This is a genomic window from Arthrobacter sp. CAN_C5 (genome assembly GCF_017875735.1).
Taxonomy (GTDB): Bacteria; Actinomycetota; Actinomycetes; order Actinomycetales; family Micrococcaceae; genus Arthrobacter_D.
On record NZ_JAGGMZ010000001.1, the window covers coordinates 597,528 to 615,674 of the forward strand.

Annotated in this window: 15 protein-coding genes; 4 read left to right on the top strand and 11 right to left on the bottom strand. The window is 63.7% G+C overall.

The annotated features are described in order from the left end of the window. The first annotated feature begins 374 nt into the window (after positions 1-374). The gene (locus tag H4V95_RS02915; RefSeq protein ID WP_196865444.1) at positions 375-2,672 is read left to right on the top strand and encodes a bifunctional diguanylate cyclase/phosphodiesterase; all 2,298 of its coding nucleotides are present in this window, start codon (positions 375-377) and stop codon (positions 2,670-2,672) included. Between the two features lie 36 nt (positions 2,673-2,708). Here H4V95_RS02915 and H4V95_RS02920 read toward each other — a convergent pair whose 3' ends face one another. From H4V95_RS02920 to H4V95_RS02930, 3 genes are all read right to left on the bottom strand, one after another. Then, positions 2,709-3,860 carry an MFS transporter gene (locus H4V95_RS02920; protein ID WP_196865609.1) on the bottom strand — a complete coding sequence of 384 codons (1,152 nt, stop codon included), beginning with the start codon at positions 3,858-3,860 and terminating at the stop codon, positions 2,709-2,711. A 171-nt stretch (positions 3,861-4,031) separates the two neighbouring features. Beyond that, positions 4,032-4,916: a tRNA (guanosine(46)-N7)-methyltransferase TrmB gene (gene trmB / locus H4V95_RS02925; RefSeq protein ID WP_209728671.1), complete on the bottom strand. Its 885-nt coding sequence runs from the start codon at positions 4,914-4,916 to the stop codon at positions 4,032-4,034. A 156-nt stretch (positions 4,917-5,072) separates the two neighbouring features. Further along, positions 5,073-5,852, bottom strand: coding sequence for a type 1 glutamine amidotransferase domain-containing protein (locus H4V95_RS02930; protein WP_196865442.1), 780 nt, complete (start codon positions 5,850-5,852; stop codon positions 5,073-5,075). 81 nt (positions 5,853-5,933) lie between these two features. Here H4V95_RS02930 and H4V95_RS02935 point away from each other — a divergent pair, with 81 nt between their 5' ends. Beyond that, on the top strand, positions 5,934-6,230 hold the full coding sequence (locus tag H4V95_RS02935) for a hypothetical protein (RefSeq protein ID WP_209728673.1): 297 nt from the start codon (positions 5,934-5,936) through the stop codon (positions 6,228-6,230). A 5-nt stretch (positions 6,231-6,235) separates the two neighbouring features. Here the strand turns inward: H4V95_RS02935 and H4V95_RS02940 are convergent, their stop codons facing one another. Beyond that, positions 6,236-7,486 carry a M20 family metallopeptidase gene (locus tag H4V95_RS02940; RefSeq protein ID WP_209728675.1) on the bottom strand — a complete coding sequence of 417 codons (1,251 nt, stop codon included), beginning with the start codon at positions 7,484-7,486 and terminating at the stop codon, positions 6,236-6,238. 305 nt (positions 7,487-7,791) lie between these two features. Between H4V95_RS02940 and H4V95_RS02945 the strand changes: the two genes are divergently transcribed. Continuing rightward, positions 7,792-9,474 carry a DEAD/DEAH box helicase gene (locus tag H4V95_RS02945; protein ID WP_209728677.1) on the top strand — a complete coding sequence of 561 codons (1,683 nt, stop codon included), beginning with the start codon at positions 7,792-7,794 and terminating at the stop codon, positions 9,472-9,474. Between the two features lie 135 nt (positions 9,475-9,609). Further along, the gene (locus H4V95_RS02950; protein WP_196865438.1) at positions 9,610-10,011 is read left to right on the top strand and encodes a YccF domain-containing protein; all 402 of its coding nucleotides are present in this window, start codon (positions 9,610-9,612) and stop codon (positions 10,009-10,011) included. 3 nt (positions 10,012-10,014) lie between these two features. On the opposite strand, the gene lepB is transcribed toward H4V95_RS02950, so the two are convergent. From lepB to H4V95_RS02985, 7 genes are all read right to left on the bottom strand, one after another. Then, complete coding sequence (lepB, locus tag H4V95_RS02955) at positions 10,015-10,497, bottom strand: signal peptidase I (RefSeq protein WP_196865437.1); 483 nt, start codon at positions 10,495-10,497, stop codon at positions 10,015-10,017. Further along, positions 10,490-12,094 (bottom strand): multicopper oxidase family protein, encoded by a 1,605-nt coding sequence (locus H4V95_RS02960; RefSeq protein WP_196865436.1) that lies wholly within the window; start codon positions 12,092-12,094, stop codon positions 10,490-10,492. Before H4V95_RS02960 ends, lepB begins: the two co-directional genes overlap by 8 nt. A 76-nt stretch (positions 12,095-12,170) precedes the next feature. After that, on the bottom strand, positions 12,171-13,403 hold the full coding sequence (locus tag H4V95_RS02965; RefSeq protein ID WP_196865435.1) for a sensor histidine kinase: 1,233 nt from the start codon (positions 13,401-13,403) through the stop codon (positions 12,171-12,173). Between the two features lie 103 nt (positions 13,404-13,506). Then, entirely contained in the window at positions 13,507-14,334 is an 828-nt protein-coding gene (locus H4V95_RS02970; protein WP_209728679.1) for a response regulator transcription factor, read from the bottom strand. Between the two features lie 131 nt (positions 14,335-14,465). After that, positions 14,466-15,434, bottom strand: coding sequence for a BTAD domain-containing putative transcriptional regulator (locus H4V95_RS02975; protein WP_245345545.1), 969 nt, complete (start codon positions 15,432-15,434; stop codon positions 14,466-14,468). A 99-nt stretch (positions 15,435-15,533) separates the two neighbouring features. Next, entirely contained in the window at positions 15,534-16,082 is a 549-nt protein-coding gene (locus tag H4V95_RS02980) for a hypothetical protein (RefSeq protein WP_209728681.1), read from the bottom strand. Between the two features lie 42 nt (positions 16,083-16,124). Next, a complete protein-coding gene (locus tag H4V95_RS02985; RefSeq protein WP_312883928.1) occupies positions 16,125-18,047 on the bottom strand; it encodes a penicillin-binding transpeptidase domain-containing protein in 1,923 nt (640 codons plus the stop codon). Between the last annotated feature and the right edge of the window lie 100 nt (positions 18,048-18,147).

Below are 18,147 nucleotides of genomic sequence, written 5' to 3' on the forward strand. Positions count from 1 at the left end.
TCCCCCCAGGAGCGGCCGAAAACAACCGCCGGTGTTTAGATTGATGTTTCCGCCAGCAATCCATCCATGCTCTCGACGAATATGGATCGTTATTGTTGTGCCAGCTCGAGCCGGAAGAATATCTCGAGGTGCTCGGCGTGTTGAGCGACCCCACTCCCAGTGTGATGGATGCCGGCGGGCCGAACTGCAGTGCGTTCTGAAACGGTTCCGCAATGGGGTGGCAGCAATGATCGGCAACCGTTTATGACGACGCCGCACGAAACAATCGGTTCTGCTGGCTGTCTTAGCTGAGGAAACGCGCTCCTTTAGGCCAGTTTTATCGCAGTTATTTCTGGCTGATCCGCACAGCAGGCGGATAGGCGAAATTTGGCTCTATGCTGTGTGAACATCGGCTGGGGGCCACGAGTCAGGGCGTCATGCAACAGGTCATCGAAATACAACGCGATCGTTATGAGATCGGCGTACCCGTCCGCCGTCGTCAGTGGCTTTTGTGGTCGACGGGGGTGCTCCTGGCGATCACTGTGATCTCCCTTCTTCCCATCACTCAGGGTGCTATCGGCACCCTGCCATCCACTGTGTTGTATCCGCTCACAGAAGCTTGCGCGGCAGCCCTATGCTGGATGGCCGTCCGGGCCGCAGGATTCCGACGGCTGGAAGTAACCCTCGGGGCTGCTGCTGTCACTCTGTACCTTGTCGGTGACTCGATCTACACATATACCGCTCTGCAGGGAGAGACCGGCACCGTCACTTTCGCTGATCTGGCTTATCTGCTGTTTGCTGTGTTGATCATCGGATCTCTCAGTGTGGTGATCCATCGTCAGATGCGTGACCGGCTTTGGCCGGTCCTCCTGGATAGCCTTGTCGGTACACTTGCTGCCGCCTCGGTGGTCTCGATCCTTCTGACACCCGCCTTGAAATCCGCATCGAGCGGACCCATGTCGCCCGAATCAATCATCGCGATCGCCTACCCTATCCTTGATATCGCGATCATCGCGGTGATCGCCGGGATCCTTGCATCGCAGGGATTGGACCTCGGAAGACGATGGCCATTTTTCCTGGCGGGGCTGGCCCTGTTCACTGCCTCTGATGTCATTTATGCGCTGGACGTTAGCGGGTATGTTGTTGGATCCGTCCTGGACGCAGGGTGGCTCATCGGCGTCGTCGCGGCAGCATTCTGGGTTGACGGTGCTGCCCGGCCGGTCATCGCGACGGATGAAACCACAGCGGTCATGCCAGCGCTTGCCGCACCTGTAGTGTCGATCGGTGCCGCGCTCGGTGTCCTGGTGCTGGCCAGTCAAACAGAGATACCAACCATTGCCGTTCTGTTTGCAGGGCTTACCCTCGCTGCCGCAGCCGTTCCGATGACTTTCCGGCACAAAATGCAAAGGACCCTGGCCCACACGGATGACCTTACCGGGCTGCCCAATCGGCGAGCCCTCCATTCGGATGTGCCAGCCCACCTGCAACCGGGCCGGAGTGGAGCCCTCCTACTCATGGATCTGGACCGATTCAAGGATGTGAATGACGGACTTGGCCATCATTTTGGCGACGATCTGTTGCATCAGGTAGGACGTCGACTGGCCGAACAGGTTCGTGTTCCAGATATTGTGTCGCGAATCGGTGGAGACGAGTTCGCCGTCTTCCTGACGGACGTGTCGCAGGAAGCGGCGGTTGAAACCGCCGCGCGCATCTACAAGTGTCTCGGCGAACCGTTCGCCATTGGCGGCACGATGGTTCAGTCCAGCGCAAGCCTGGGTATAGCTCTTTACCCCAGCCACGGCACCGACCTCGACGCGCTGTTGCGCAGTGCCGACGTCGCAATGTACCGCGCGAAAGCCGACCACAGCGGGCATCACCTTTACCAGCTGGACTACGACGACCACCGCGAAATCCGCTTCCGCACTATGCAGGAGCTCCGGACCGCCATCGCCGAGCACCAATTCGTCATGCATTATCAGCCGAAGATCTCCCCCCGCGGTCCCGAAATTGCCGATGTGGAGTCGCTGGTGCGCTGGAACCACCCCACCCGTGGGCTGCTCTACCCCGACGCCTTCCTCCAGTTCGCTGAAGAGGCCGGACTGATGCCGCAGCTCACCGAGGTGATCATGGACCAGGTGCTGGACCAGGTGGTCCGCTGGCGGTCCGAGGGACTGGACCTGGCGATTGCCGTGAACGTGTCAGCGAGCTGCCTCCGGGAGGACCTGCCGCACCAGATCACCCAGATGCTGAGCGCCCGAAACCTGCCACCCTCGGTGCTGGTGCTGGAAATCACCGAGGAAATCCTCATGCAGAACGGCGCCCGGGCGGTTGGGGTCCTGCGGGAGCTGCGGGCGAGGGGCGTTGAAATCTCGATCGACGACTTCGGGACGGGCTACAGCTCCCTCGCATACCTGCGGGACCTTCCCGTCGACGAGCTCAAGCTGGATCGGTCGTTTATTTTTCCGATGAACCAGGACCGTCGAGCAACCAGCCTGGTGGCATCGATCATCGACCTGGCGCACAGCCTGGGTCTGCGGATCGTGGCGGAGGGAGTCGAGAATGAGGAGGCGTACACAGAGCTGGCCCGCCTTGAGTGCGACCTGATCCAGGGGTACTACCTGAGCAAGCCCATCCCGGCCGGGGAGCTCAGTGCCTGGATGGTCAAGCAACGGGTCGCAGCAGGTCTGGTCTGACCTATCCGGGCACAGGCATGCCCCAGTGGGGGAGTGCTAGTGATTGGGTGCGCCGCGGAGGGTCCCGACGGCGAGAGCCCCGGCCAGCACGGCCAGGGCCGCCGCGTAGAGGGCCACTCCGTTCCAGCCGAAGCCGTCGAAGAAGAAGCCTCCGGTCCAGCCGATCAGACTGGATCCGGCGTAGTAGAAGAAGTTGTACAGGCTGGAGGCCTGGGCGCGGCCGACGTCGGTGAGCCGGGGCGTCCAGCCGGCCGCCACCGAATGGACGGTGAAGAAGCCGCCGGTGAAGATGATCAGCCCCACGATGATCAAGGGGAGCGAGTCGGCGAGCGTGATGATCAGGCCAAGCACGATCACCGGGATACCGGCGACCATCACCTGAAGCCGCCCGAACCGGACCGCGAGCGTGCCGGCCACCCGCGAACTGACCGTCCCGGCCAGGTAAGCCAGGAAGAGGAGGCTGATGATGGCGACGGGAAGCCCGAAGGGTGGCAGTTCGAGGCGGAATCCCAGGTAGTTGTAGACTGCCACGAATCCGCCCATCAGCAGGAACCCCTGGGCGTACAGGCCGAGTTGGCGCGGCGACCGGAGATTGTGGACAATCCGCTCGGAGAGTTTTGGCCCAATACCGCGGACCACCGGTGCGAACCGTCGTGGTGCCGGCGCGAGCCAGACGAAGGCCACCGCTGCCAGGGCTGCCATCAGGCTCGCCACGAGAACTCCGGCCCGCCAGTCGAGGAGGTCCGCCACCGGTCCGGAGACCAGCCGCCCCGACAGCCCGCCGATGGTCGTTCCCGCAACGTAGGTGCCGGCAGCGACGGCGGCATGGAGTCGCTGCACTTCCTCGTTGAGGTAGACCAGCGCGATGGCCGGGATCCCACCCAGGGCCGTGCCCTCCAGGAAGCGCAGCACCAGCATCAGTTCGAAGGTGGGGGCCAGGGGGACCATCAGTCCGAAGGCGACGGCGGCGCTGATCGCCCAGGTCATGGTCCGTTTCCGGCCCGCCCGGTCGGCGACCCAGGACCAGGGGATGACGGCCAGGGCTAGCCCGATGGTCGCAGCGGAGACGGTGAGCGCTGCCTGGGCAGCCGAGACGGAAAAGTCGCTGGCGATGCTGGTCAGGACGCTCTGCACCGAGTACAGCTGGGAGAAAGTTGCGACCCCGGCGAAAAACAGGGCCCAGAGCATCCGGTTATAGGCGCGGCTGCCTTTTGGGTGGCCCTCCCACGCCTCGTGCGGGTTCACCGGCGTACGCCGTGTGCAGGTTTCCCCAGCTTCTGCAGGGCCCTTCGGTGCGTCGTCGGCGGCACGCCGTGGTGCGGGCGTGAAGGCGCGGGGATGATGGGCAAACCTGTACGCCTAGATCTTGCGATAGGTCAGGTCGAAGATCATCCTGCCGGCCTCGTGGGCCTTGTTCTCGAAGCTGGTGAGGATGCGGCCATCGAAGCGCGGGGCCCAACCCCCGCGGGTGTCGATTCCCTCGTTGACACCGGTGTTCCCGGTGCTGACCGGGTCCTTGCCTTCGCGGACGGGCGCCCCGCCCACCACCAGTTCGACGCCGCTCTCCCACACTTGGGTGAGCGGGCTCTCGGCGCCGGTGCGCTCGCCGTCGTGCACATTGGTGAAGTGCTCCGCACCCGCCAGGACGTCGCGCATCTGCACGGCGTAGTCGGACCAGTCGGTCGCGAGGCGCCAGAGGCCACCGTCGGCAAGCACCCGCGCCGCGACCTCGGCGAAGTCGTCCTTGACGAGGCGGCGTTTCCGGTGGCGGGTCTTGTGCCAGGGGTCGGGAAAGAACACCCAGAGTTCGTTGACCGAGCCGGGTGGCAGCATGGTGGCGAGGGCCTCGGCGGCGTTGGCCTGCGCGACGCGGACGTTGGTGAGCTGTTTCTGCTCGATCCGCAGCAGGGTCTGCGCAAGGCCCGGTTTGTAGACTTCAAGGGCAAGGAAGTTGGTGTGTGGCTGCAGCTCGGCCGCGTGGGTGATGGCCTCGCCCAGGCCCGAACCGACCTCCACGACGAGCGGTGCCTCGCGGCCGAACTCTGCGGTGGCGTCAAACCGGTAGTCAGGGTCGACGGAGGTGTCGGCCATCGTGTTGCGCGGCACCTCGACCACAAACCCGTCGAGCTCAGCCCACGCCTGACGGCGTCGGCCCTGAAGCCGTGAGCCACGGCGCACGAAGGACACGGGCTGGGAAAGATGTGGGCCGGGGGTCGGCGAGGGGGCTGCTGGGTTAGTGCTCATTGTTCTAAGGGTATCCAAGCGAACGAAAAGCGCCCGCAGTGGACAGTGGGATGGCCCGCTGTTACGGACCAACTCCACCCCTCACTAAGGGCGCATTCGTTTTACGGATTCCCGGGACCGGCGCAGGAACTGCTGCCTGGCCCCTCAGGCGGGAATCTAGTGGCCGGATTCCGCTTCCGCGGCGGCTGCTGCTGCCTTTTCGGCGTCCTTCTGAGCCCGCAGTGCCTCGGACTCGTCCTGCTCCTCGGCCTTTTCCTGGTGGATGACCTCGGCGAGAAGTTTCTCCATCTCCTTGGCTACCAAGGCAGCTGACGCGGGATTCTGGCCGGTGACGAGACGCTCGTCCACGATGACCTTCTCTTCGAAGACACCCGCCGAGACATGGGTGGCACCCTGCTCCTCGAGGCGGTCAGCCAGGAAGAACGGGACGATCTTGTCCTTGTCGGCAGCGACTTCCTCGTCGTTGGTGAACGCGGCAACGCGCTTGCCCTCGACCAGCCGGAGACCGTTCTCCAGCTCGACGTTCAGGAGACCGGCCGGTCCGTGGCACACAGCGCCGACCACGCCGCCGGTGTTGTACACGCTGGCGACCAGCTTCTGCAGGCCCTCACTCTCGGGGAAATCCCACATGGTGCCGTGCCCTCCCACCAGGTAGACGGCGTCGTACTGGGAGGGGTCAACCACGTCAACGCGGGCCGTGTTGTAGAGGCCTGCCCTGGTGGTCTCATCCTCGGTGAAGGCGACCTGGATGGGGTCGGAGGTATCAACCTCGTCCTGGGGTGGGACGCCGCCCTTGATGGAGGCGAAGTCAACGAAGTGACCCGAATCCTTGAAAACCTTCCACGGGTGGGCAGCCTCGGCCACGTTGTAACCGGTCTTCTCACCGGTGTCGCCGAGTTCGGAAACGCTGGTCAGTACCAGCAGGACTTTTTTCATGGGGAACTCCTCTAGTCGTTGTTGCCAGCCTAGGCGAGGAGTACTGGCAGCGCATCTTGAATCCGTCCGTAGACTCGGGTGATGACACCAGAACCCCAGGGCGGCGCCACACACGGGTTGCGACGGTTCTTCTCCGACCGTGACGGGAACCTGGTCATCGGCCAGGTCCCTAATATTCCCATCATCGGATGGCTCGTGCTGATGGTGGCCGCCGCACTGGCGCCGGATCCGGACATGTCAGCCACGTTGTCCTTCTTCAGCGCGGCCTTCCTGTTCACCTGGGCGTATCTGGAGCTGGCGCAGGGAGAAAGTCCCTTCCGACGGGTGCTCGGTGCCGGAGCGCTGATCTACCTGGTCGTGGGCCGTCTGATCACCTAGCGCAACTACTGCACGACGGCGGCCAGCTCGGCGATCCGCGCCAGGGCCAGCTGGGTGTACAAAGCCGCTCCGTCGGCCAGGACGCTGTCGTCGAAGGTTGCGTACGGGGAATGGTTGTACGCACTGGTTAGCGGGTCCGCTCCGGGTGCCACCGCGGAGAGGAAAACGAAACTGCCCGGGACCGCTGCGAGAATCCGGGAGAAGTCCTCGGACCCGCTGAGCGGCTGGGCCATCCGGGAGTAGCGGTCCGAGCCGAACAGGTCCGCGATGACCGATTCGGCCCGCACCGTCTCGGCGTCGTCGGTGATTGTCAACGGGTACTCGGTCGAGTAGTTGACCGTGACCTCCAGGCCGTGGGCGGCGGCAATTCCTTCCAGCAGCCTCGGCACCACTGTCTGCATCTTCTCCCGGTTCGCCTCGGAGAAGGTCCTCACCGTCGCTTCGAAGACCGCCGACTCCGGGATGACGTTGCGCTTGGTGCCGGCCCGCAGCACACCGACTGTCACCACCACCGGATCAAACATGTCGAACTGCCGGGTGATCATCACCTGCAATGCCGTCACCATTTCCGCCGCTGCGGTGACAGGGTCCTTCGCCAGGTGCGGGGAGGAGCCGTGGCCACCAGCGCCGTGCACGGTGACATGCAACCCGTCGGAGGCTGACATTAGGGTGCCGGGACGGGTTGCCAGCCGTCCGTTCGCCTGCTGAGCCGACATCACGTGCAGGCCGTACGCGGCGTCGGGGGTCCTCCCGGCCGCCTCGAGTACCCCTTCCCGGATCATCACCCCGGCACCGTCGAAACCTTCCTCACCGGGCTGGAACATGAGGACGACGTCGCCCGCCAGCTGATCCTGCCGCTCCGCCAGTAGGGTGGCCGCCCCGGCCAGCATCGCGGTGTGCAGATCATGCCCGCACGCGTGCATGGCGCCGTCGAATCTCGACGTGTACTCGACGCCGGTCTGTTCCTGCACCGGCAGCGCATCCATGTCGCCCCGCAGCAGCACGGCGGGCCTGTCCGTTGCTGCAGTGGCCGACCCGTGGCCGCCCTGTCCGCGGAGCACGGCGGTCACCGAGGTGGTGTCCGTCCCGAGCGTGATCTCATAGGGGAGACCGTCGAGCGCCTGAAGTACCTTTTCCTGGGTGCGGGGCAGGGTCAAGCCAGTTTCGGGTTCCTGATGCAGGCGGTGCCGCAGCCGCACCAGGTCGTCGTGGAGGTGCTGCGCGTCGTCGAGCACTGAGTGGTCGGGGTGGGTCATGGCGGCCTCCGGGTCGCTGTGGTGTCAATCACGTTCACCCCCAGTTCACGGTCAAACGGGCCATGGCGCAAGTCAGGCGATGCCAACGCTGATAGAGTTGGGGGACTTGTCTGCGTGCCAGCCTGGATGGAAATACTCCACACCTGCTGGAAACCAGCGCAGCTTGCGTCGATGAACGCATTCTTTTGTCCCGCATTTGAGCTCCCAACATTGTGAGCGCGGTTGACACTGTCTGACTTTTCTTCGGCGAACCCCTCGCGTCAACCGATTCGTGGGGAAGATGAGAAGAAAGTTCGTGTACCTACATGACTACTTTTGCTGCACTCGGTGTGCCCAAGGCACTGGTCCAAACCCTTACCGCCCAGGGAATCACCGAACCATTCCCCATCCAGGTCAAGACCCTGCCCGACACGCTGGCTGGCCGTGACGTACTCGGCCGCGGCCGCACCGGCTCCGGCAAGACACTCGCGTTCGCGCTCCCCATGGTGGCCCGGCTCGCCGAGCAGGAAGCCGCGTACCGGCGGAAGCCCGGACGCCCGCTGGCGCTGGTGCTCGCTCCGACCCGCGAGCTCGCCACCCAGATCAACGCGACCATCGAACCGCTGGCCACCGTGCTCGGCCTGAACACCACGGTCATTTACGGCGGTGTCTCCCAGGCCCGCCAGGAGAAGGCCCTGCGCGCCGGCGTCGACATTGTCATCGCCTGCCCGGGCCGCCTCGAGGACCTGATGCGCCAGAAGCTCATCACCCTCGACGCCGTCGAGATCACCGTGCTGGACGAGGCCGACCACATGGCCGACCTCGGCTTCCTGCCCGTCGTGAAGAAGCTCCTGGACACCACCCCCAAGGAGGGCCAGCGCCTGCTGTTCTCCGCCACGCTGGACAACGGCGTGGACAAGCTCGTCCAGCGGTACCTGACCAACCCGCTGACTCACTCGGTGGATGACCCCCAGGCGTCGGTGACCACCATGGAGCACCACGTCCTGCTGGTCGGCGACCAGACGCAGAAGAAGCAGCTGATCGTTCAGCTCGCCTCGGGCAGCGGGCGCCGCCTGCTCTTCATGCGCACCAAGCACCACGCACGCAAACTGGCCAAGACCCTGACCGACGCCGGGATCCCTGCCGTCGACCTGCACGGCAACCTGTCGCAGAACGCCCGCGACCGTAACCTCGCCGAGTTCTCCTCCGGCGACGTGCGCGTGCTCGTCGCCACCGACGTCGCCGCCCGCGGCGTGCACGTGGACGACGTCGAACTGGTGGTCCACGTCGATCCCCCCACCGAGCACAAGGCCTACCTGCACCGCTCGGGCCGTACCGCCCGTGCCGGCTCGTCAGGGACCGTGGTCACGATCACCCTGCCGGAGCAGAAGTCCGAGGTGCAGAAACTGATGCGCGCCGCGGGAGTCGACGTTGCCTTTGAGAACGTGAAGGCCACCTCTCCGCTGGTCGGCAAGCTGATCGGTGATGTCGCCGAGAAGATCGACCCGCGAACCCGCGCGTCATTGGTTGCATCACGTGAAGCGCAGCGCGGCGGTGGCACCTCCACCGGAGCCAACGCACAGCGCAAGCGCCGTGGCACGGCTCCACCCTCGTCGGGTGGCCGTGGCGGCCGCGGCGGTCGCGGGAAGGTTTCCGCCGAGTCGACGGGCAACCGGTCCGATCGTCGGCAGGATCAGCCACGCGGTCCCCGCTTTGGCGCTACGGCCGGCGCATCAGCTGGCGGCTCCAACGGTGGCGGACGCCGTCGTGACGACGACCGTCCCGCCGGCTCGGGAACGGGTGGCGGCAACCGCACCCGCCGTCCAGCCGGTGCACGCGCTGCCGACGTCGCACCCCAGGGCAAGGCACCTCACCGCTCCAGCAACGCGGGCGCCAAGCAGGAGCCGGGTAATCAGCGCAACCACACGCCGTCGGCCGGGGCGGGACGCCGCTCCAGCGGACCCCGCCGGGCCACCGCGCCCGCGTCGAACGACCGCCGGAGCAACTAGGCTCTGACCAATGAGTGCCCTTCCCGTCCGCGGGAAGGGCACTTTTTTGCCTGTCCCCGAAACGCACTGGACGATCGGCAAACTCAGGGGTGTCCCCCATAGACCGCCGCAGTGCACTAAAGGAAAATTGAACCCATGAACGTAATTCTGAATGTCATCTGGCTGATTTTCGGCGGCATCTGGCTTGCCCTGGGGTATGTTCTGGCGGGCGTGATCTGCTGCCTGCTGATCGTGACGATCCCGTTCGGGATTGCGTCCTTCAGGATCGCCGCCTACGCCATCTGGCCTTTCGGCCGAACGATTGTGGATCGGGGAGGCAGAGCGTCGACGCTGTCCGGTATCGGCAACGTCATCTGGATAGTTGTCGCAGGCATCTGGCTTGCCATCGGGCACGTGCTGACGGCGATCCCCATGTTCCTGAGCATCATCGGCATCCCCCTGGGCATCGCCAACCTGAAAATGATCCCGATCTCGCTAACGCCACTCGGCAAGGAAATCATCGAGACCCGCGGCAGCACGGTTCCACAGCTGCGTTAGCGGTCAGGGCTGAGAAGCCGGCCAGATCACAGATGCGGTGAGGCTTTCCTTGGGAACCGGCCCGAAATCCCGAGAGTCTATGGATACCGCGCGGTTGTCTCCCAGCACAAAAACATAACCATCCGGCACTGTGACGGGCCCAAAGTACGTTGCGTCAATGCTCTCATAATCAACGAAGGATTCGTCGGGAGGGATACCGTCGACATAGAGCGTCGCATCCTTGATTGCCACAATTTGCCCCCCGACCGCCACGATGCGTTTGAGGGTGAGGGTACTGTCCACGGGGTTGGGGAAGGCTACGAGGGAACGCGCCTCGCCTGATGGAGGTCCCTTGAATAACACCACTGTACTGCCCTGCGGCACGGTGGGCTCCATGCTGTCCGACGCGACGGTGAATGGTTCGACGACCCACAGTCGGAGCCCGAGGAGGACGGCGATACCCATCAACGCCGCCCCCACGAAACGCCGGGTGCTGGTCCTAGCCATCCCACGTAGCGGGTGCCGCAGTGATCGGGTCATAAGGATCAAAGTTGTCTTCCGGCCCCACCCTGAACTGAACCATCATGTCGTGGTCCTCGTGCGGAAGGTTGTGGCAGTGCAACATATAACGGCCCTTGTGAGGCCCGAACTTCATCAGCAGCCGGACCGTCTCTCCTTCCCCAATGTAGACCACATCCTTTGGCCCCTTCTCGTAGGCGAACGGCGGGCGGCCGTTGCGGCTGAGGATCTTGAAATCGATGAGGTGGATGTGAAGCGGGTGGAACCATCCGCCGGAGCTGTTCTCAAATTCCCAGATTTCGACGTCCCCGAGCCCCGGATCCGCGATGACCCTTTTGTAGCCGCTGCTGATGACGTCTTGCCAGGTTTCCCCGTTGATGATCCACATATTAGTGACGTCGTCGCGCTTGACCCGGAACCTGCGGACCTTACGGGACTCGGATGGGTTGAGGGCCATCACAGGATTGCTGGTTGCGAGTTGCGCCGGAATAGTGTTCCAGGTCGGGTCGCTCGTATCAACCGGTTCATCGGTAACATCGAATGCCATGATCCTGTTGGTGTAGTCATAGTTCACATTGTTTGGGTTGGACAGGTTCCGCAGCACGATCCGTTGCCCGGTGCTGTATTTCCGGAAATCGATGAGGATCTCATAACGTTCCGCAGAGGCGTGCCGCCAGCTTGCCACGGTCTGGGACAGCGGCAGCAGCCCACCGTCAACGCCGACAAAGGTGACCGGGTCTCCGGTGCTCAGGGCGGGCCGTAGCGAGCGGGAGATACAGCAGTTGAGGATCCTGAATCGGTAGATGCGTTTCTGTACTTTCAATACGGGCCACGGCCGGCCATTGACCAGAATGACGTCACCCCAGAGCCCCGAATGGCTGTCGTCCGTGTAGCTGAGAGTGCCGTTTGCCGCGAAGATGGCGTCGGAGATGCTGAGCGCCACATCAAATCGTCCCTGAGGTAGGAGCGCGCGCTCCAGCGGATCGTGAAGGTGGTACTGCCCGACGAGTCCGGAGTATACGTTGAGCGCTGTGTAATGGACGCCGTGGTCGTGATACCAGAGGGTCCGGGCTGGCTGGAAGTTCGGGTAGTGATAGTCCTTTCGGAACCCGGGGCTGGTGATATCGCTGGCGTACCCATCGTACTGCGGCAACGACGCTGACCCGTGTAGATGCGTTGAGGTCGTTAGGGGGTGGCCGTCAAAGGGGTGGACAGCCGGCAGTTGGTTACGTATGCGCAGAACGGCTTTGGTGCCCTGCTCGAGGCTGATCGTGGGGCCGGGAAAGATCCCGTCGTAGCCAAGGATCGGGGTTTTGAGCCGAGGGAGGATGGCGGCGGTAGCCGCCATCTCGGTGAGCGTGAAATAACTGACCGGAGCACCATCCACCGGATCGATGCCCGTGGAGGATGGTTCAAGGATGGGGGCCTGCGTTAGAAGTGTTTGAAACGGGCGGGGCATGTCCCCGGGAGCCAGACGGCTGATCGATTTGGCATCGATGGACCGAGCCGGCAGGGACAGGGCGCCTGCGCCGAGGGCCCCCATCAGGCCGCCCCCCAGCAGCACTTGTCGCCGTGAAATGGACATTGGTATCTCCCTTCGAAGCAAGTGGCTCGATGATGTCAAACCGCCCTTGGAGAAACCCTGTGCCGCTCGGCCCCAGCTAAGCGGCGGAGGGGATGCGGCTGAGTGTTGCGATCACTGAGGTACCGCAGCCTCCGCCTGACAACACCTGAAGGGAGCCGCCTGCCTCCCGGATGGTGTCATGCATGAGCCGTAGGCCGAGATGGCCTTCGGGTGAACCATCCTCTGGGTTGAAACCGCGGCCGTCGTCCCTGATGGTCAGGACGGTACTACCGTCCTCCCTCAGCAGCGAAAGATGGACGGAGTTCGCATGGGCATGCTTCACGGTATTGGTCAGTACCTCCCGGGCCACCCTGTACAACATGACGGCGTGGTCGCGGTCCATCTCATAGTTGTCCGGAACCTGAAGCGCCACGTCGATGCCCTGTTCGCGCAGAGACTCTGCTAACCGGGTCAGAGCCGCCGGCAGCCCCAACGTGTCCAGGTCCGGGGGATAGAGTTCACTCGTCATGGCACGGAGTGTCCGGAGGTTTTCCTGGAGAATGGACCGGACCCGGCCAAACAGGGGACGTTGAGAGGCCGCACCCCGTTTCTCTTCGGCCTCCATCGCGTAGGACAGCCCCGCAAGGTCCTGGATTACCTCGTCATGAAGGTCCCTGGCAATCCGTCGACGCTCCAGATCAGAGGCTTCAATAGCGTATTGCAGCAGTTTGCGACGGGAGACCTCGTGTGCCTGGATCCGGCGGGCGAGCCGGACAGCGGGTATCAACTGTGCGAGTTGGAGGACGCCGAAGGCGAGCAGGAAGATCGGCGTGATCGCCAAAAGCACCCGAGTCTGCTCTTCGCGAACGCCGTCGTCGTCGTAGTACGCCTCAAAGATCAGGGGCGCTCCAGTGGCCGCCAGCGACCCCACATACACCTCCACCAACTCGCCGGAGTCTGCTTCGTACTCATTTTCCAGACCTTGTTGGTCCTCCAGGGACGTGGTTCCGCTAGCTCCGGCGAGCAGACCCAGGGCGGGCGCGGGGAGGTCGAATTGTTGGCCGATCAGGGACGGCACGTCTGAATAGATAATCCGCCCGTCGCCGTCCCACACCTTGATCCTCAACACGGCGCCCCGTTCCAGCCACGGTTTCAGCCGTACATCAAGTTCCTCGATCGCCGCGGGGTCGCCAGCGATCAGGCGATCATTGATCAACGGGCTGACCGCATAGTCAGCTAGGCGCTGGGTAATGCGCTGCGCGTTATCGAGCGCATGGTTCTCCGCTTCAGCCCGAATCCAAAAGGCGACAGGCGTGGCAATCAGTGTCATGACAAGCAGCCCGGTCAAAAGGAAGCGCCCCACCGCACTGCGAACCTCTGAGCGCTCTGAGACGGTCACACCGCCGTCCGCTATGTGTCGAGGCCAGAGGCGTTTACCCATGCCGCGGTTCAATCAGGAGGCCCAGTCTGGTGGCAACAGCAACTGCTTCGAGCTGCGAGTGGGCCCCCAGTTTCACAAGAATGGACTTCACGTACCCTCGACAAGTGTTCTCGGTAATCCCCAGTGCTTTCGCATTGGCACGCACATCGCTACCTGCGGCCATTAACGATAAGACCTCCAGTTCTCGCTGGGTGAGCGAGGCAAAGCCGGTGGAAGGTGGCCGTTTCCTGCGTGCAGCGAGCTGAGTAACGAGAAGCGGATGCACCATCATGCCACCGTTCCTGGCATGCCTGATCGTCTCAAGCAACGTCATCAGGGAACCGTCCTTCGGGAGGAAGGCACAGATGCCACTGTTGGCCGCCCGGCCAAGTGCCTGCAGGTTGGGATCGCCTGTCAGCATGATCACACGGGTATCTGGGGCCACGGCGAGGACCTGTTCGGCTGCGGTGATGCCGTCGCCATCAGGCAGGTGGTAATCCATGACGACGACGTCGGGGTGCAGCAACATGAACTGCTTGATTGCAGTGCCAATGCTGGTAGCGAATCCGACGCTGGCCAGATCGGGTTCCCAGGCGAGGGCCTGGGCCAGCAATTCAGCAAAGGTTGCGTGGTCATCGACGATAAGAACACGAATTTGCTTCAGCTCGACGCTAACAGAATCGGCTGCAAGAACTGTCATGACAATCACCCCTACGGTGTCACGCCCCAACAGCTGTGTGTAGTCCGAGTATGCATCCTCAGGGGTGACAAAACCAGCAAATCCTGTGGAAAAAATGGGTAAATGTTGGGAAGCACAGGAGAAACCCGCATGCTGATACAAACGGCAGTCATCTTGATGGTCGGGTGGTGGGGTTGGGCGAGCCCCCCGACGCGTGGATGGAACCCAATTCATACCTGCAAGCACCACTTCCAGTGACGGCAGATGCAAATCGGCGGGAACTGAGCGGCGGGTCAGGAGGTTGCTAGAGCTTTCAGTAGGAAGGAAGACAACACCTCGCCTGCGGTGCGGACGGTCTTCCCAAGGGACGACTCGGGTGGCACCGAATTTCGGCCTGTACGCTGCTCCACCCGGCCATGCAACACCAGCAGAGCCGAAAGCACTTCAGCCAACTCAGATTGGCCGTCAGCCGTGGCGCGAAGCAACCGGAGCTGGGCGTCCCGAAGTTTGGGTCCGGGAGTGCAGCCGAGCTCAAGATCCAGGGCCCGCCGGCACCGCTCGTACGCCTGGAGACCCTCCGCATGGCGCCCCGACTGCTCCAACGCCGAAACCAGCGCCGTCCAGGCGCCCTCGTTGAGGAAATCGGCGTCCAGGGCACGCCGCGCCCAAAGGACTCCGTCGTCGGGCTGGTGCAGAACACACGCGATTTCGGCGGCGAGGATCAGGGCAGACGTGACCCGGGCGGAATGCAGGGCACGCTCCTCCTGCGCCCATTCGGGTCGAAGCTCGTCGGCCAGAAGCGGGACCGCTGACAGCTCAAGTGCCTGCTGGAGCAGGGGATAGGCAGCCGCGGGTGAAGAAGCCCGCACCGCACGCATCAAAGAATTGAATCGGTCCAGATCAAGATCCACCAAAAACGGATCCATGACATAGCCGCCGTTTGATGTGCGCAGGGGCCCTGCCTTGCCTTCGCCCGGTTGAAGGTGGCGTCGCAGGACGCTGACGTAGCTTTCCAGCGTCGCCATGGACTCGGCTGGGGGGTGGTTTCCCCAGAGCTTTTCGACGAGTCGATCTTTCGACACCGGTGTTCCAAGTGTCAGTAACAGGATCTCAAGGATCTGGCGCGGTTTGGGACCGCCGAAGTGCTCGGCTTCCAGGACTTCATTGCCACGGCGGACCCGCAGCTTTCCGATGATCTGAATTGATAGGTGAACGGGTGCTGGGCCAGGACGGTTGGCCATTGGTTGATGAGTAGCATCCATGATGAACCCCCTAAAGTGGATGGCTCAAATTTTCCGCTCTTCGTCCCCCCCCAAATAAGCCCCATCTGGGTGGTGTGCACCCCCAAAGTTGAGGGTTGTTTACTGCCCGCCGGAGTGGTGGTCGGTGCCGAGCGAAAGACGTACGTCGTCGTCGTTATCGAGGGTCAAAAGGACAGCCTGATCGGGTAGTTCAAAGACCAAGGCAACGCTGAGGTTCTCTCCCTGATTGACGAACGCCGATTCGACTGGAGCCCACACCACGTTATAGCGGCTGGTTCCTACCCCCGCAACAGAGTAGTCGTCGGCTGCAAAGTCCATACCGCCGAGTTCCAGCGCCGTCAGTTCCAGTATTACCCTGACCCGATGCGAGCCGTCTCCCATGGGCTCGTCAAGCCAGCCGGGACTTCCTGCGGGGTTCCAGCTGTCCGATTCGAGGGGAATGATTCCGTTAATACGGCTTAGGCCGCCAGCGATGGCCGCGGAGGCACCGAGTGGAACGCTAGGAGTTTTCTCCTGGGACAGGGCGATGGCGGCAAGGCCGCTGACAGCGAGGAGCAAAACGACCGGGATTAGGGCCCGGTGGCGTAGTCCCGACCTCGTGCGGGTGCGAGCGGAACCCGCTCCGGGGGGTACGTTGTCGACGGCCATGCCACGATTGTTCTCGACTGACCATGGAAAAACCCTGACCTGCTACTGCGCGGCGCCGCGCAGGAAAGCGTCCATCAGCGGGCCGCCGGAGGTGGATCCCAGCTCTCCCTCCTCCACAAACACCGCGACCGCAAGGTCACCCTGCAGTGCCACAATCCACGCGTGGGTTCGTGGTGGGTCCTCATCCCCGAATTCTGCGGTGCCGGTCTTCGCCAGGACCGGATCCCCGGGTACATCGGCGAGCACCGTGGCGCCGCCCTCGGCGACGACCGCGGCCATCAGGGTCCGCAGCGTTCCCGCCTCGTCGGCGGTGAGCGCGCCCGGGGTACCAGCCGGCGACGGCGACGGGTCGGATTCGCCGGCCGTCTCGCCCGCTGTCTCGTTAGCCGAATCCGCTGCGAGCAGGGTGGGGGTAACACGTTCACCGGCGCCGACACTCGCGGTCATCACCGCGAGGGCCAGCGGGGACACCAGCACCTCGCCCTGCCCGATCATTGAAGCCGCGTGCGCAGTGCCCTCGGCGGTCTCGGGCACTGACCCGAAAAACGCGGAGATCCCCATGGAGGCCTCGACCCCCACCCCCAGATCGCTGGCGGCAGCGGCCAGCTCTTCCTGGGAGACGACGTCGCGCGTGGCGATGAACCCGGTGTTGCAGGACTGGGCGAAGGTCTGCAGCAGCGGAATCTCACCAAGAAACGCGGCTGGGTAGGTACTGGCGTTGTTGAAGGATCTACCGTCAACAACGAGTTCCTCGGTGCACTGGGTGCCGGATTCGGGCGTGAACCCCTCCCGCAGCAGGGCTAAGGAGGTGGCTACCTTGAAGGTTGAGCCCGGCGGGTACTGGCCCAACAGCGCGGTCTGCAGGCCGGCGCTGCCGGGTCCGTTCGCTACGGTCAGGATTTCCCCGGTGGACGGGCGTAACGCCACGATTGACGACGCCGACGGCTCCTCCTCAAGCACACCCTCGGCAAGTGACTGTAGCGTCTGGTCGAGGGTGGTAGTCAGCGGTTCCCCTGGCACTGGGTCCTGTTCGAACAGCACCACCGGCCCGGTGGCGTCGCCGGTTTGTTCGGCGGGTGCCGCCGAGACGACCAGACCGGGCGTACCCGCGAGCTGATCGTTGTGCTGCAGTTGCAGTCCCGACAGGCCAGTGACGTCGCCAGACTCCAGTTCGCCGTCGGACTGCTCAATCATTTCCGCGCTCGCCAGGCCCACCGACCCCAACAGTTCACGGGCGAACGTCCGGGTGGGGGCGAGGGCCAGCTCGTCGGGGAGCGCGAGGGCCCCCGGAACGGCGGCCAGCTCCGCGTCGGTTACAGCGCGGGAATCGTCGTCGCGCAACACGATCGCCTCAACAAACGCTTCCGGCCCCGCTCCGTCGACCTGGGCGGCGAAGGCCTCCGGGTCAACTCCCAGCAGCGCAGCCAGGGCCTCGGCCGATCCGGCCCACTGGTCAGCCTCGAGCTGGGTCTTGTCGATGCCGATGCGGATCACAGGACGGTCAGTCACCAGAATCTCGCCGTCTGCGCCGAGGATGTCTCCGCGCTCGGCCGGATTTGATGACTTCGTCAGGACCTGGCCGGGTTCCAGCCCGTCCACGGCAGCCGCCGGATCCCAGGCCACCTGCCAGACGTCATCGACGAGAGAAAGCTCCACGGAGGTGGTGTAGGCCCAGTCGTCGTCGCTGTCGTCCAGGTCCCACACGTGGTCCAGTTGGACGGTGGCTGTGCCCTCGGACGGAGATTCCACCGCCCCGACTGAGACGGTGGGAGTGAGCGGATCGAGTGCCGCAGTGATCGCGGCGAGTTCCTCATTCACCGTCGCTACCGAACCGGCGGTGAACGTGGAACCGGTGACGTCGAGGGCGGTGAGCCCCTCGGCGAACACGGCGGCGGCGTCCTCTGCCGTTGGGCCGGTATCCGTGCAGGCGGTGAGAGTCAGTGCGAGCGCTGCGATGGTTGCCACTGATGTTGTACGTCGACGTTTCCCCATTGGGTCATTATTGCCTACCGGTAGGCCCGGTCACTCCGATGTCGAAACGATGACATGTTGCTGGTGGGACCCG